The 16,286-nt window shown below is 37.6% G+C and carries 14 protein-coding genes; 6 read left to right on the forward strand and 8 right to left on the reverse strand.

The annotated features are described in order from the left end of the window. The first annotated feature begins 21 nt into the window (after positions 1–21). Entirely contained in the window at positions 22–1,554 is a 1,533-nt protein-coding gene (locus tag A5482_RS01335; RefSeq protein WP_446684789.1) for a hypothetical protein, read from the forward strand. 35 nt (positions 1,555–1,589) lie between these two features. Here A5482_RS01335 and gltX read toward each other — a convergent pair whose 3' ends face one another. Beyond that, positions 1,590–3,029 (reverse strand): glutamate--tRNA ligase, encoded by a 1,440-nt coding sequence (gltX, locus tag A5482_RS01340; protein ID WP_069789879.1) that lies wholly within the window; start codon positions 3,027–3,029, stop codon positions 1,590–1,592. Positions 3,030–3,541: 512 nt separating this feature from the next. Between gltX and A5482_RS01345 the strand changes: the two genes are divergently transcribed. The 3 genes from A5482_RS01345 to A5482_RS01355 all read left to right on the forward strand — a co-directional run bounded on the left by A5482_RS01345 (position 3,542) and on the right by A5482_RS01355 (position 5,223). Beyond that, positions 3,542–3,727 carry a hypothetical protein gene (locus A5482_RS01345; RefSeq protein ID WP_141712652.1) on the forward strand — a complete coding sequence of 62 codons (186 nt, stop codon included), beginning with the start codon at positions 3,542–3,544 and terminating at the stop codon, positions 3,725–3,727. A gap of 37 nt (positions 3,728–3,764) precedes the next feature. Then, positions 3,765–4,010, forward strand: coding sequence for a MoaD/ThiS family protein (locus A5482_RS01350; protein WP_069789878.1), 246 nt, complete (start codon positions 3,765–3,767; stop codon positions 4,008–4,010). A gap of 91 nt (positions 4,011–4,101) precedes the next feature. Further along, positions 4,102–5,223, forward strand: a complete 1,122-nt coding sequence (locus tag A5482_RS01355) for a 5-(carboxyamino)imidazole ribonucleotide synthase (protein ID WP_069789877.1) — start codon at positions 4,102–4,104, stop codon at positions 5,221–5,223. Positions 5,224–5,285: 62 nt separating this feature from the next. Here A5482_RS01355 and A5482_RS01360 read toward each other — a convergent pair whose 3' ends face one another. The 4 genes from A5482_RS01360 to A5482_RS01375 form a co-directional block, all read right to left on the reverse strand. Continuing rightward, positions 5,286–6,029 (reverse strand): Tic22 family protein, encoded by a 744-nt coding sequence (locus tag A5482_RS01360; protein WP_069789876.1) that lies wholly within the window; start codon positions 6,027–6,029, stop codon positions 5,286–5,288. 252 nt (positions 6,030–6,281) lie between these two features. After that, positions 6,282–6,986, reverse strand: coding sequence for a response regulator transcription factor (locus A5482_RS01365; RefSeq protein WP_069789875.1), 705 nt, complete (start codon positions 6,984–6,986; stop codon positions 6,282–6,284). 183 nt (positions 6,987–7,169) lie between these two features. After that, complete coding sequence (locus tag A5482_RS01370; RefSeq protein ID WP_069789874.1) at positions 7,170–7,661, reverse strand: NUDIX domain-containing protein; 492 nt, start codon at positions 7,659–7,661, stop codon at positions 7,170–7,172. A 3-nt stretch (positions 7,662–7,664) separates the two neighbouring features. Then, on the reverse strand, positions 7,665–8,879 hold the full coding sequence (locus A5482_RS01375) for an RNA polymerase sigma factor, RpoD/SigA family (RefSeq protein ID WP_069789873.1): 1,215 nt from the start codon (positions 8,877–8,879) through the stop codon (positions 7,665–7,667). A gap of 309 nt (positions 8,880–9,188) precedes the next feature. Between A5482_RS01375 and A5482_RS01380 the strand changes: the two genes are divergently transcribed. After that, positions 9,189–10,643 carry a sensor histidine kinase gene (locus A5482_RS01380; RefSeq protein WP_069789872.1) on the forward strand — a complete coding sequence of 485 codons (1,455 nt, stop codon included), beginning with the start codon at positions 9,189–9,191 and terminating at the stop codon, positions 10,641–10,643. Positions 10,644–10,944: 301 nt separating this feature from the next. After that, positions 10,945–12,252, forward strand: coding sequence for an NF041680 family putative transposase (locus A5482_RS01385; protein ID WP_446684748.1), 1,308 nt, complete (start codon positions 10,945–10,947; stop codon positions 12,250–12,252). 171 nt (positions 12,253–12,423) lie between these two features. On the opposite strand, the gene A5482_RS01390 is transcribed toward A5482_RS01385, so the two are convergent. The 3 genes from A5482_RS01390 to A5482_RS01400 all read right to left on the reverse strand — a co-directional run bounded on the left by A5482_RS01390 (position 12,424) and on the right by A5482_RS01400 (position 16,237). After that, positions 12,424–13,812: an MFS transporter gene (locus tag A5482_RS01390; protein WP_069790579.1), complete on the reverse strand. Its 1,389-nt coding sequence runs from the start codon at positions 13,810–13,812 to the stop codon at positions 12,424–12,426. Positions 13,813–13,869: 57 nt separating this feature from the next. Beyond that, positions 13,870–14,787, reverse strand: coding sequence for an NAD(+) kinase (locus A5482_RS01395; RefSeq protein ID WP_069790578.1), 918 nt, complete (start codon positions 14,785–14,787; stop codon positions 13,870–13,872). Between the two features lie 178 nt (positions 14,788–14,965). Then, the gene (locus tag A5482_RS01400) at positions 14,966–16,237 is read right to left on the reverse strand and encodes a hypothetical protein (protein ID WP_446684790.1); all 1,272 of its coding nucleotides are present in this window, start codon (positions 16,235–16,237) and stop codon (positions 14,966–14,968) included. Positions 16,238–16,286: the final 49 nt, after the last annotated feature.

A 16,286-nucleotide genomic window follows, 5' to 3' on the forward strand; every position in this document is an offset into this window, starting at 1 on the left:
TCATCTGCACAAAATTATTAAATGACCATGAAAAAAATTACCTACCAAGAAACTATAGATAAAATATGTTTATTTACCATTATTATTTGTACTGTAATTATAATGATACTGGTCATTGGTAGTAGGGTATGTCCTAACGATATTTGTTTATTTAGAACTAACCCCCATGTAGAAAAATTTTCTTGGAACGATCGCACTATAAACTCTAATGATAACGCCTTTATTCTTGATTTTGATCGCCCTGTATCCCAAGAAAGTGTAGAAAATAATTTGGAAATTGAACCAGCTTTACCAGGTAGAATTAGTTGGGCCGGAAAAAGATTAGTTTACACATTAAATAATGTGATTCCCTACGGGAGAAATTATCGTTTGTCCTTAACCAATGCCCAAGAAAAATTTAGAGGGAAAGAAGAATTAGGAGAAGAAATAGAACCTTTTATCGGGCAGTTTCAAAGTAGAGATAAAGCCTTCGCTTATGTCGGTAGTGATGGCAACGAAGCAGGAAGATTAATTCTTAATAATACCACCAAAGAAAATCAAACTATTTTAACACCAGAAAACCTAATTGTTACCGATTTTAAATTTACCCCCAATACCGAAAAAATTGTTTTTTCCGCTGCCGAAAAAGACATAAATCAAGAAGGGGTTAGAGACTTATCAATTTATGAAGTAACCACAGGTTTATCCAATGATAGTACTACCAAAATTCCAGGGCAACTAAAAACCATTCTTGGTAAAGATGAATATTTAAACAATAATTTTGATTTAGCAGGGGAAAAAGGAGATATTATCGTTGTACAACGAATCAAAAAAGATGATCCCACCGATTTTGATTTATGGAAAATCGAAGATGGTAAAATTCCTCAAAAATTAAACACCGATGGAGGTAACTTTATTGTAACTCCAGATCGAAATGCGATCGCCATTGCCCAAGGAGAAGGAATTTCCATTGTGCCATTACAAAAACAAGAAGAAAACGAATCCCTCAACTTTCTACCCCAATACGGGCAAGTATTAACCTTCACTAGGGATGGTAAGGCAGCTGCCATGGTAAACTTCAATACCGACAACGCCGAATTGCGTTATACCCGTTCATTGTTTTATGTTAATAATCAAGGAGTAGAAAAAGAATTAGTTACCATCGAAGGCTCTATCGTTGACTGTGAATTTTCCCCCAATGGTAATAGCCTTTTCTGTCTTTTAACCGAATTAATCGACACTGAAAATCAGTTTCAAGAAAAACCCTACTTTGTCGGCATCGATATTGAATCAGAAGATGTTATACCCCTACTAGCCCTTCCCCATTATCAAGACATAAAAATAAGTATAGCTCCCGATGGTTCAGGAATATTATTTGACCAACTAATAACAGAAAGTAACCTTAACGAAGATACCGTCATCAATAAAGCCCCCGCTGCCGAATTATTTAGTGACTCCGCCGAATTAATCTTGAGTAGTCGTCTTTGGGTGTTAAATTTACCCAGCACAGATTCCCCTCAAGCCTCCTTACAAGAGTTACCCATCCCCGGTTTTAAACCCCAGTGGAGTCCATAATTAATTATAGTAGTGGGCAATGCCCACCAAACCATTTAACTCAAAGTTTTAAAAAGATTTTCTAAACGAGCTTTTGCTACACCCTTTTTATTTAACAATAACCAAGTTTGAATCAAATCAGGGCCATGTAATTCACCCGTTAAACCAGCCCGTAAAGAGCGCATTACTAAACCTTTTTTAACCTTTAAATCCTTCGTTACCTGCTTAATGATACCCTTAGCTTCATCCTCTGTTAAATCCTCTGAAGTAGCGGAAATTACCGAACCTAAAACATCTTTTACTCCTTCTTGGGTAACAAAATCTTTGGCTTCATCAGAAAGATTAATTTCCGAAGCAAAAAACAAAGCAGTTTCCTTGACACCATCGGTTAAACGAGTGAGACTGGTGGAAATTAAAGCAGTTAATTCCAATAACCAATCCTTTTGATTTTCTATATCAAATTCATAACCTGCCCCTTGCCAATAGGGAATTAAAGCAGGTAACAAATCCTCTGGGGGCATAATGTGTAAATATTGACTATTAATCCAATCTAATTTATCCCAGTCAAACTTTGCACCAGCTTTATTTACCCTTTCTAAACTAAACTTTGTGGCAGCTTCATCGAGGGTAAAAATTTCCTCTCCATCGGGGGAAGTCCAACCCAACAAAGTCATATAATTCACTAGGGCAGGGGCAACAAAACCCATTTTTCTAAAATCATCAATGGAAGTAACTCCATCACGTTTAGAAAGTTTTCTCCCTTCAGTATTAAGAATTAGGGGAGTGTGGGCAAATTCGGGTACTTTTCCCCCAAGGGCTTGGTAAAGTAAGATTTGTTTAGCTGTGTTGGCAATATGATCTTCTCCTCGGATAACATGACTAATATCCATATCCATATCATCCACCACCACGGCTAAGTTATATAAAGGTTGCCCAAAAACATCTCCTTCCGAAGCCCTAGCGATTACCATATCACCACCCAAATCACTGCCTTGCCAAATTACTCTATCCCTAACTAAGTCATTCCAGATAATTTGTTGGTTATCTTCGATTTTAAACCTAATGACGGGTTTACGTCCTTGGGCTTCAAATTCGGCAATTTGTTCGGCGCTAAGGTTACGATGACGGTTATCATAACGGGGGGCTTGGTTGGTGGCTTTTTGTTTCTCCCGCATTTCGTCTAATTCTTCGGGGGTACAATAGCAGGGGTAAGCTAATCCTTTTTCCACTAAGGTTTGGATTGCTTGACGATATTTATCTAGTCTTTCGGTTTGGAAAAAGGGGCCTTCATCCCAGTTTAGTCCTAACCATGTTAAACCTGATTTAATATTTTCAGTATATTCGGCTTTTGAGCGTTCGATGTCGGTATCTTCTACTCGAAGAATAAATGTACCTTTTTGATTACGGGCATACAGCCAGTTAAAGACGGCGGTGCGTGCTGTGCCTATGTGTAAGTTTCCTGTGGGGGAGGGCGCTATTCTAACTCTAACTGACATATTATTTTTTTATAGTGATTTTATCTGCAATCTCCTATTTTATCTTTAAATGTGGGGGCTACATTCTACAGGGGTTCTTTTTTTTGTAATTTTGACGGTTTTTTTGGTTTCTAATTAGTCTGATTAGGTGTTTATTTTTAAGATGGTTTGTTCTTTTATTTGGTTATATTTTTTTCTAAAAGGCTTTTGGAGATAACGTTTTTATCTTTTTGGTATAAACATGATAATTTGTTCATAAGTCATTTATTATTCTGATATATGTCTTGGGGTTAAAATATTTTGTACAGTATTTATACTTAAAGTTTTTCTTGTAATATTGTTATTTCTTATACCATAAAAAGAATTATATTAATAAATATAAACATCTAATCTATCAATATTTAAGAAAATCTAAAAAAAGTAAAAATAATAATGAAAAGTCATTTTAAACACAATCAGCCACAAAAATAACTGTTACAATGGATGGTATATAAAAACATTTTAATTAAGACAAGGTTTAATAAGGTAAATTTATGGAAGCCAGTGGTAGGTCTAGAAACAATCAAGAAAGTAACCCTAGACAGATAACAGCGAATATTTTTGGAACTACGATCGCCCTTACAACCCTTATCGTACCATTACTGTTAATAACAAACTTTTCAGACAAAATCCAGAATCCATCTTTGCAGAATAGAAATATTATGACCCTCACTCGCTAAAATGAAATATTGAGGTGCAAAAGCCAACAAATATTTTATGAGAGTAAAAATAAAACTATTCGCCATCTATCAAGAAGTATATCAACAGTCAGAGCTAACCCTAGACATCCCCGAAAATACTAAGGTTGGGGATATTTTGCAACAAATGATTACCGAAAAATCAACATTGCAACCATGGGAAAAAATAACTCGATTTGCCGTAAATCTTGAGTTTGTTTCCCCTGATTATATCCTTCGCCCCGGAGATGAAATCGCTTTTATTCCCCCCGTCAGCGGAGGCTAAAATTAAGCATTGACCAGAAAAACGCCTCAACCTTAATTTTCAATTATCCATTAAGATAGTTGAGGGAAAAAACAAAGAATAAAAAAAGAAGATGACAAGAGTAGGTGTTATCGGTGGAGGGCAGTTGGCATGGATGATGGCAAAAGAAGCCCCTGCCCAAGGAATTATATTATCGGTACAAACCCCTAGTAAAGATGATTCGGCGGTTAGTTTGGCCCAAGAAGTGGTATGGGCGCCCGTGGATTCGGTGGAGGGTACAGAAAAACTAGCCCAAAAGTGTGATGTAATAACCTTTGAAAACGAATTTGTTGACCTTGAAGGGTTGCAAGTTTTGGCAAAAAAAGGAGTTTGTTTTCGTCCTTCTCTCCAGAGTTTAGCTCCTTTATTAGATAAATATGAGCAAAGATGTTTTTTAGCAAGTTTGGGTTTGCCTGTACCTCAATTTAAAAATTTTGAGAAGATAGAAGACTTGGAAAGTTTTGGTTTTCCCGTGGTGCTAAAGGTGCGCCGCCATGGTTATGATGGACAGGGTACAATCATTGTAAAATCCCCTGATGAGTTGGATTCAGCTTTAAAAGTATTGGGGGATGTACCTTTTTTAATAGAGGAATTTATTCCCTTTGAGTGTGAATTGGCGGTGATAGCTGCCCGAGGAGTGGATGGCACGGTGACTAATTATCCTGTGGTAGAAACCTATCAAAAAAATCAGGTATGCCGTTGGACGATCGCCCCTGCTAATATTACTATAGCTCAAGTGGAAGAAGTAAAAGCGATCGCCCATAAACTTTTGAGTGCATTAGACTATGTGGGAGTAATGGGCATCGAATTATTTTTAACTCAAGATGGCAGAATTTTGGTCAATGAAACCGCCCCCCGTACTCATAATTCTGGACATTATACCCTTGATGGTTGTCGCACTTCTCAATTTGCCCTCCAACTGCGAACCGTTACGGGGCAAGCCATAGGGGATTTAAGTTTTTGTAAGCAAGGGGCTGTAATGGTTAACCTACTAGGTTTAGACTTCCCTAACCCGAACTATGAAGAAAGACTAACCCGCATCGCTTCCATAGAAGATACTTTTGTTCACTGGTACGAAAAAAGCGAGTCTCGCCCAGGGCGCAAAATGGGACATGTCACCGTTTTAACTAATGATCATACTGTACCTAAGGCAAGGGCGATCGCCCAGCACATAGAGGCCATCTGGTACAGCTAAAGGTATATTATGATTGACAAAGGTGGGGTTTACCCACCATTTTTTGTGATGGTCAATTATTATTATTGTTGGGGTTGTTGGGGAGAGTTTTGTTGAATAAACTGGATAGACTCTTGAGAAGGCCACAGCATAATTCTTTCTAATAAATCATCATCACCCTGTTGAAGAGCAGAAATTACCCCCTCAAGGACAACAACTTCGATTTGTACAGAATTAGCCATATCAGGTTGAGACTCCTTAAAACCTTCTACTAAATCTCTCACTTGGGATTCTTCAAAAAAGAAAGGAATAAATTCTTGATCTCCCTGTCTAACGGTTAAATAACCTTGGTCATCCCCCGCTGTGGCAACAAACAAAGGAACGCCAGTACGATAACCAGAATTTAATTCCCTAGCCTGGTCCACATCCGCCTGACGAGGTACGTAGGCAAATCTAATGCCATCAGGTTGATTTGCATTTGCTTCTGACATTTCGTAAACTTCCCCTAAAGATACAGGAATAACCTGTACTTGTCCACCTAATTCAGGGTTATTTTGCTTCAATTGCTCTACAAAATTATTCGCATCGGTTTTACTGATAAAAACCCCCGCCACTCTTTGATTATTATTCTCTCCGTTAGTGGCCACTAAGGGTGCTCCTTCTTCATCAGCAACGGTAAAAACAGGAATTGATTGTAGTTTTTCGACGATTACTTCTTGGGGGAGGGCTAATAATTTGCCCATGGGGGCTAACCAACAACTTAAGACTGTAGCACTTACTATACTTGCATTACGAATAGTGTTTATAAAAGATTTTTTGTTTAACATAATCTCTCTCAATAAAAAATTAACTATGGGTTTTGACGAATAGCTTAATATATAGTTTCACCTAACCAAAAAGTTATTCATCTCATTCTACCCAGATCACTAGAAAACAACAATTGTTAGTAAAATTGTCCTATCAGTTTAGTTAAGATTGCCTCTAAAAAGGTTCAATTGTTTTCCCATAAGGTTAAGGGAAAAGGTAAGAAGTAAAGCAATTGCACTATTAATTACCTATTACCCTCTCCAAACTTTGTACTAATGGATTGGTAATTCCAGGCAGTATCCTGCACCATAAACTGTTTTAATATAGCGAGGGCGACGGGGATCTGGTTCTAGTTTTGTGCGAAGGTGACGCACATGAACTCGGATAGTTTCAATGTCATCATTGGGATCATAACCCCATACTTCCTTTAAAATGTCACTGGGGGAGACGGTTTGACCATGTCTTTGTAAGAGACAGTGAAGTAATTCAAATTCGAGATGGGTTAGTTTGATGGTTTTGTCAAACCAAATCACCTCAAATCTTTCGGGTACGATAGTTAAAGGGCCATAATTCAGAATTTCACTATGTTTGGCACTTTGGGGGGTGCGATCGCTCCTACGCAATAAAGCCTTAACTCTTGCCAACATTTCTTCTACCTCAAAGGGTTTGGTGAGGTAATCATCAGCCCCTGCGTTAAAACCTTCTACTTTATTTTTTGTTTGAGCCAGCGCTGTCAACATTAGTACGGGGATATTGGCAGTACGTTCATCCCTTCTTAACCTTTGGCAAACGGTAAAACCATCTACTTTTGGTAACATTAGATCTAACATAATTAAATCTGGTTGTAATTGAAGGGCGAGGGCTTGACCTTTTATACCATCTTCTGCTTGGGATATATCATAACCTGCCATTTCTAGGTTAATAGCTACTAATTCTGAGATCGCTGGATCATCATCAATGACCAATATTCGAGACATTCTATATCAAACCTTTTGTTATCTTGAGTTTTAATTTGTTTTATTAAGAAATTATAAATTGTTATCTTATGTAACCGATTATAAGCAATATTACAAAAGGTGAACGTTTTTTATTTATGAAATGTTACGAAAAATAGGGAATGGGGAATAGTAATCTAATAATATTTCCTAGTTTTTAATTTCTTACAGTTGGGGTCGATCGCCCGTTAACTTATAATGAATATAATCGGCTAAGATGCGATCGTGGTCAAAACAAAGATTTTTAGGAATATCCCAAAGGGGAAAAAGTGCCACATTTAAAGCATCATCATCGGCTTTTGGCTCACCCTTAGCTTGGGCAATAAATACAATACTAATGGTATGTTTCCGTTTATCCCTCTGGGGGTCAGAATAAACATAGAACTGCTCCACCAAATCAACCCTTAAACTAACCTCCTCAAGGGCTTCCCTGATAGCTCCCTGCTCTAGCGATTCTCCATAATCCACAAATCCCCCCGGAATAGCCCACCCAAAAGGCTCAAACTTACGCTCAATTAAAACAATAGGTGCAAACGAATTATTTTGAAACTGAGTTGCAAATTCAGGAGCGACAGAGGTATGATCAATCATCTCAATGATAATATCCACCGTAGGCGCTGGATTTTTATAAATAACGGTATCTACGTCTAGCACCATGGATTAACTAATAATTTCTAAATAATCGTGTAGTTGTTGGCGGGTGTTGGGCTGTCTTAATTTTTGGATAGCCTTGGCCTGAATTTGTCTCACCCTCTCCCGTGATAGGTGCATCATCTCGGCAGTATCACTGAGGGAGTAGGTTTTTCCATCTTCAAAACCATAACGCAGACGTAAAATTTTAGCTTCCCTTTCACTCAAACTGCTTAGGAGGGTGTTGACATCCTGACGCATGGAAATCAACATCAAATTTTCTTCGGGGGTGGCAGAATCCGTCTCAATTAATTCGACTAACTCAGTGTTATAGTCTTCCCCTACCTTAGTTTCAAGGGAAATAGAGCGAGGAATCTGGCTGAGAAAATTTCGTAACTCAAAGGCTGTCATTTCCATTTTTTCTGCCAACTCTTCGGCTTTGGGAGTCCTTCCGAGGGTTTGGGATAGTTGTCTTTGAGTTTTTTTGAGTAAGTTTAATTTTTCGGTAATATGGATAGGGATACGGATAGAACGGCTCTGAGTGGCGATCGCCCTTGTCATCCCTTGACGAATCCACCAATAAGCATAGGTACTAAAATGATAACCCTTGCGATAATCAAACTTCTCTACCGCTTTCTCTAGTCCTAAAGTTCCCTCTTGGATTAAATCTAGTAAATCTAAACCACGGTTTTGATACTTCTTGGCAATGGAAACCACCAAACGCAGATTTGCATTAATCATGTGCTGTTTAGCACCCTTGCCCATGGACAAGATTTCTTCTAACTCAGTTGTCTCTAATTTAGCTAACTCAGCCCATCTTTCGATGCCATTTTGCAAAACTTGTTTTAATTGAAGCGATGTTAAATCAAGCTCGGCACACCATTCATCCATACTCGGCAACCGTAACAACTGTTTTGACAAAGACTCATAACACTCAAAGGCGTTGATATAGTCCTTAATTTTGTCCTCCTCCTTGTGCTTGTCTCGTAAATCAATGAGCTTTTTGGAGGAGCAAACTTTTCTGGCCAAATCAATTTCTTGTTCTTTGGTTAAAAGTGGAATCCGCCCAATGTCCCGTAAATAGAGCCTGACAGAATCTTTTGAGTTGGGGGGACGATGGACGGACTGATTTTTTTCCGAAAAAGTCACGGTAGGAAGTTTTCCAGAGGAAGACGGTGAGACAGAAGACAATTCTTCAAAAGACGAGGCTCGGACATTTTCTGGGCGAAAATAAAACTTTGACATAATCGCTGTTCTTTTCCTAATGTGACTTATTCGATTTCCCTCAATATACACCAAAAAAAATTTTTCGCTACATTTTTTGTAAAAAAACTTTAATCATCTTAGAAAATGTACACATTTTAGTTAAGTTGTGATGAGAAAAATGGTTTGGAGCCAAGAGTGTTTATATGTTCAAGGTTTTAAAATAAACAAAGCAAAGCTGATATTTTAATAGTTAATAATGTACTGACGTTCGGTTATACTCATTTATGAAACCTAGGACAACAGGTTATTATGAACATGTGCGAAACGTTATTAGTATGACATTAAGTAATGATTGTATCTGATCCTCTATCCCTCCAGTTAACAGATCTTTTTCCTTCCAATGGTTCTTTTAACTCCCAGTTTGTTGGTGTTGCCCCTCAGAAAACCGAGGTTAAGGCACAGCAAGAGTGGTACAGTGCGATCGTATCTATACAACAATTATTACACTTAACTATTTCCCCCCAATGCCCCAAAACGGTACAGGGGGTAGTAATTTCATCACCCACTCCAGCCATTACCCACACAGAATTGGTAGGCCACCTAGAAGTTGCCGTTTTTTCCCCCTCCCTAGAAGGAAAAATGATACTCCCCGCTTGTGAAAAAAATACCGTTTTCACAGATCAACTTTTTTCTCCTATTAATATTCCCCTACAAGGGCAAGACTCCCTCAACAACGAAGATTTTTGTCTTGTGTTAACTAATGAGTTTAGCTGTTTATTAGTAAAAGGAACAAACTCCCATAAACAAAGTATTTTTAACTTTTCTTTTGATCCAGATTTAATTAATCAAGCATGGGCTTTATTAAGAAAAAAATTAGTTATTAACTATCAATATCAAGAAAACTATTTACAAGAGTTAATCAATAAATTTAGTCCTAGAAGTCCTCACTACAAAATAGTAAGTCATTTTAGCCAATGTTTATTAGAAAATATAAGATTAAGTGACCTAAAACCATCAGAAGAAATTATTTCTCATTCCCAAGAGAAACGTCATCAAAGTATTTCTCTCAAGAAAACACCTCTACCTCCCTATCCAGAAATTGAGTTATTACAAGCTCTCACCCACGAAATTAGAACTCCTCTAACTTCTATTAAAACTCTTACGAAATTGTTACAGAAAAAAGCAAAATCGTTTCCCGAATTAACTAAATATTTAGAGATGATAGAGCAAGAATGTAGTGAACAAATTAACAGAATGGATTTAATTTTTCGGGTAGCAGAATTAGAAGCAACTCCCCATAAACAAAAAGAACTTAATTTAGTTCCTGTATGCCTAGAACAAATCTTAAATCAAACTATTCCTATCTGGAAAAGACAAGCCCAAAGAAGAAATATTGTTCTTGATTTTATCGTACCCCAAAAGTTACCCCAAGTAGTAAGTGACCCCGTGATTTTAACTCAAATGTTGGGGGGATTAATGGAAAAATTTACTCGAAATATTCCCAGTGGGGGACATTTTCAGGTGTTAGTTTTACCGTCAGGAGATCAACTTAAATTACAATTTTTATCAGAGTCAAATTTGAATAATAATCAGGTAAAATGTCTGGGCAAATTACTTTTATTTCAACCAGAAACGGGTAGTTTATCCCTAAATCCTGATGTAACTAAGCATATTTTTAATGTGTTGGGTGGTAAGTTAATTATTAAACAAAATCAAAATAAGGGTGAAGTTTTAACGGTTTTTCTTCCCCTCGGAAAACAAAAAAGAACCACTAACCATCCACAATTAACAATGGATAGTTAGGAGTTACTACCAAAGTCGAAATGTTTGTAAATTAAAATTCTTACAAATATTATTCTTCTCACAAAATAGCTTAATTATAGTAATTATCATGGTTACTGGGTACAAAACGATCCCCCTAAATCCCCCTTAATAAGGGGGACTTGAGAACGATAAATGCACCTCATAATTACAAAAAACGCTATATTATTGACATAGATGATAACTGTAGTTTAGACTAAATGGAAAGTGGAGCAAGGAAGGACAAGACATAAAAGAAAAATAGAGAGAAAATATAAATAAGCAAAAATAAAATCTTCTCTCTATGAACAAATATAGCAGACTGGAAAATTTCCGTCATGACACCTATGAAATGTTAGTCAAAGGTAAAGATGCCACTTTTCAATTGATGGATAGTGTTATGACCACGGAAAATGCTCGTAGTTTGGCAGATTTTTCTTTATCACCTTTTTTCCATCGGCAATGGTGTAGTACCTATGAAGCCATAAAAGATTGTCGTCCGAACAGCAACAAATTGATGAAACGATATATTCAAGAAATAGACACCTTAGAATATACATTACTAGGTATAGATCATACTCAGTGGAAGTTTGAAGATAGTCCCACCATGAAAGATAGAGGTTATCAATATTCTTCGTCATCCATCAATTCATCGGTCATAGGACAAGGATATAGCACCATCGCTTGGTTACCACCATTGAATGAGAAAGGAAGTTGGGCATTACCTTTAAGACATGAAAGAATCACATCCTTTGAAAATCCTCTGGGTAAAGCAACATGGCAACTAAGGCAAGTGTGTAGAAAATTGCCAGAAAATAAACCGAAATTGGTGGTGTTGGATTGTGAGTATGGCAATGGCAAATTTATTAAGCAAACCGCAGATATTGAAATCAGTAAGTTGATTAGAGTACGTTCTAATCTATGTCTTTATGGTAATCCTCCAGCCTATAGCGGTAGAGGCAGACCGAAAAAACATGGGGCAAAGTTGAAATTAAATCAATGTGACCATTTTCCCCATGCCCATGAAATATTAGAAATGGAAGACTCATCCCTAGGAACAATACGGATGAGTAAATGGAAAGAACTTCATTTCTACAATGCCCCTTCACAAAAGCTAACCCTGTTTAAAATTGAACGATTGAAGCAGAAAAAAACTGGTGCTTTACATCGCCCACTGTGGTTAATCTGGGTGGGAGAGCAATTTTTATCTTCTTCCAATATTTGGATTCAATACAGCCGACGATTTGGTGTGGACCACTGGTATCGTTTCGCCAAGCAAAGATTACATTGGACGTTACCCCATTTTCGCACCCCTGAGAGTTGTCAAAGGTGGAGCAATTTAATTGTCAATATTACTTGGCAGTTATGGTTATCCAAGGATTTAGTCAAAGAATATCATCTGCCATGGCAAAAACCTCAACAGAATTTAACCCCCGGAAGAGTGGCTCTGTCTATGACTTCATTATTGATGGACATTGGAAGTCCTACCCTTTCTCCTAAAAGTCGGGGAAAATCCCATGGCTGGCCTAAAGGTCGAAAAAGAAACAAAGCTAAAGTTTATCCTACGGTTAAAAAGCGTTTATCTAAGACTAAAAAAAGACCAAAAAAATAACTTTTAAGCCATTATTAAATTCATTTATAGCGTTTTTGAGCTAATCTTTGTTAGCTTACTTATTCTCTTACAATTTTTTCTTAGTCTAAACTACAGTGATAATTTATTCAAAATAAATATTATTTAAAATACACGGTCATTTTTACCTAACCCCTGTATAGACGTAATACCCTAATTATCCTTAATGGCATGATAATCGGGAACTTTACCCCATGCAAATTTGAGGGAGTTGGATAGGTTTTTGTTGGCACTTGTCACAAAGATAATGAGGGCGATAACTGCCATAAATCCTGCAATGGCAAAAAGGAGAGGATAGCCACCAAAGTCGAGGAATATTGAGCCGATGACGGCGCTACCAAGGGCAACTCCGATGTCGAAACCACCGACACAGAGGGAAAATGTTTTGCCTCTTTCTTTGAAGTTACAACGATCTGAAATGAGGGCGAGGGTAACGGGAATAAGCATTCCAGCCCCTGCTCCTTCAAATAGGGCGGCTACAATGAGGGCGGAGGGGGTTATGGCAGATACTAACAAAATCATGGAAATGATATAACAAAAAAGGCTGACGGTGATGAAACGCCCTCTACCATAGACATCTGAGGCTTGACCTGCAAAAAATCGGACGGAAAAAGAGGCGATCGCCGTTCCTGTGTAAAAAAGACCAACGTTAAAGTTAATATCTAATTCTCTGATGTGAAGGGGTAGAAAAGTGATGATGGTACTAAATAGTGAGCCGACTAAAAGTAATACTAAGGCAGGTACCAGAAAAGAACGGTCTAAAAATAATTCTTTGAAACTACGACTATTATCATCTTTTTGTGAGGTGGGATTGTGGGCGGATGCTTTTTGTTTTTCTCTGATTTGCTGTTGTCTTTCGGGGGGAAATTCCCTCACCCGACAGGCGAGAAAGAGGGATAGAAATCCACATATTGCACAGAAAGAAAATAAAACTTGATAAGTACTATACTCTTGCAAAAAACCGCCCACCGCTGGCCCTACTGCCATACCGAGGGGTATTACTAAGCTCATGTAGCCGATTAGTTCTCCTTTTTGTTTGGGGGGTGATATGTCCACCACAAGGGCGCTGTAACCTGTAGTAAAGGCGGCGATGCTGATGCCGTGAAAGGCACGAATAGCCATCAGTTGGGGGATTTCGTTGAAGAATAGGTAACAGATAGGGGCGATCGCCGCTACCGTTGCTCCGATGAGAATAATTACTTTACGGCTGGGGTAATAAACCAGACTACCGAATATTGATTTACCTAAATTGAAGATAAATTGATTAATAGTTTTAGGAAAAGGACTTTTTTGTAAACAAAGATTGAGACTTTCATCGGCTAACTGTCCTAACCATACCCGAGAGCCTAATAAACCGATGGCAAAGAAACTCATCACGAGGGCTACTTGTTTGGGGGCGGCACCCATATCTTCTATGTAAGCAGGAAGGGTGGGAAGCAATGATGACATACTCATCCAAAATAGTAACCCAGAGGCGAATAAAATGGCGATGTCTATTAGTTTTTGGCGCTCGATGGTTTGAAATACCTTCAGAAAATTCACTGTTTGTGACTAATTTTGTTACAAAAGTTCATCTTCTATTATCCCTTAAAAAAAATATTACGGCAGTTCTACGGAGCTGGGTTTGGCGATGTGGGGTAAGCCCCAACCTAGTTTTTCTCTGAGAATGCGGAAAAATTCGGGGGATTGTAAACGGATAAATCTGGCATCATAGGGCGATCGCACCATTTGTACTTGATCATCGGGCAAAATATAACATCCAGCGTTACCATCTCCTACCATGACCATTTGATTTTTGGTGGCGGGGTAAATTGTAACAGGCTCTTTGTCCGAAAAAACTAACGCCCGTGAAGCAAGGGAATGGGGGCAAATAGGAGCGAGTTGAAACACAGGCACATCAGGAGTTACCACAGGTCCTCCCGCACTGAGGGAATAAGCGGTAGAACCCGTGGGGGTGGAAATAATTACTCCATCGGCGGCAATATCTACGGGAGCGTGTCTGCCGATTTTTATTTCAAAATGACACATACTCGTGAGGGGTTCTCGGTGTACTACCACTTCATTAAGACAAAGAGCTTCCCAAAGTTTGACTTTGTCTCGAACCACATTTACCTCAATCATAGATCGCACCTCAACCTCATAATCTCCCTTAAGTACCTGTGAGATCGCCGTGTCAAGCTGATTAAGATAAATTTCGGTCAAAAAGCCCAAATGTCCTGTATTCACCGTTAAGAGAGGAATACTGTGGGGAGCAACCTGACGACAAGCCGACAAAACCGTACCATCTCCCCCCAACACAATGGCGAGTTTCATGTCTTGGTCAAATTCTGGCTCCGCTATTTGTTCGATAGGGCTATGACATACGGGGCGATCGGGATAAGAATAACCTAAAATACCAGTGTAGCCCGTGGCTAAGTAAACATCGTAACCCTTTGCCATTAAACTTGATTGTAATTCCGCAGCGATTTGACAGGCAATAGGTTTTACATCGTTGTAGATAACACCGATTTTAGGCATCAATAAATATTCCTAGTAAAATTTGACCGAGAAAGACTTAAGTTCCCATAACACCATAGGCATTATACCAGAATCAGCGATTTTTCCCCATGAACTTTAATTATTTTCACTTTTAAACTCAGATTTTTAAGAAAATTTTAAGGGGTTATGGAGTCGTTTTCCTATGCTTCTACTATTGCTATCGAGATTTTAAACTATTAATTTGATTTTGAGCATCGCTAATTAACATTTGTGCTTCGGCGTAAGATGTTGAATTTGGATCTATGTCTTGTAAGATATTTATTATTTCTTGAATTTGAACAATACGCCGATTAATATTATTTGGTGAATCTTCCATATTTACTGTACTAGAACGATAATTATTAATTAAATCTTCGGCTTTATTAAAATTACGTAAAGAATTTTCTTCTCTTTCTTTTCTTAATCTTACATCTCGTAAACTGTCTTCATATTCAACAATAATACGATTAGCTTGGCGATAGCCCTCTAAATCAGTAGAAGGAATTTTGTTTAATTCATTAATAGCCTTTTGCCAAAAGTCTTCAATATCTGACCATTCACTCACAGTATAAGGGGAATTTTGCGATCGCACTTTAGCCAAATTAGCAAAATCTTGAGCGGTACTCACAAAAGTAGCTAATCTTTCATTATTAGCAGAAAAACCCACCATATCTTCAAAATCTAATTGATGAGCAACCAATTTTTGTTGAGCAATAGTACCCGCAAAAGTAGATGGAGAAATCAAGTTAAATTCATTAAGCATAGTGCGCCATTGTTGAATAATTTGTCTTCTTTCTTGGTCAGAATTACTGTTTTGATATTGATTTTTTATTTCGGTTAGTTGAGTTTCTAATCTATTTAAAGTAGTTTTAGCATTATTTCCCTGAAAAATTTTCGCCTCTAATTCTCCTACCTTTCTGCGCATTTCTAAAAATTGAGATCCAGAAAAACTAGAACGATAAAAAAAACGAGAACCACCATATCCCATTAATTCTTGTTGGGCAATAATAGGAATATTATCTAAATAAATCTTACCTTCTTGTAATCTTTGAGAACCTAATTCAAGATCAGGAAAATCAGTGGCATTGTCAATTAATTGTTCTGCTTGTTCTGTTAAATTAAGAGCTTTTTTGAAATTATTTTCTACTATAATTTGACTAGGCAAAAGTAATACAGGAGCATGATTATTGATAGGGCGACGAATAGCGGCGTAGGGTAAATTGACAATATATAAAAATCCGATGGGAATACCCAAACCTATACAGGTAATAATTAATCGTTTAATGGATGATTTAAATTTTGGCTTTTGTTTTTGAGGAGAATCTTTTGTTTTTGGATTATTAATTTCTTCTTCTAGCTGTTCTAACCTTGTTTTTGGTTCAGTTTTTTGTGGAGCTAACTCTAGGCTGTTATTTCCTTTTTTTTTCCTAAAAACAGTTTTAAAGAACATGGTAAGCTCAAATATTTGTTATGCATAATATATAGTATGCCCCCAAAAT

Source organism: Cyanobacterium sp. IPPAS B-1200 (assembly GCF_001747005.2).
In the GTDB taxonomy this organism is placed as follows: Bacteria; Cyanobacteriota; Cyanobacteriia; order Cyanobacteriales; family Cyanobacteriaceae; genus Cyanobacterium.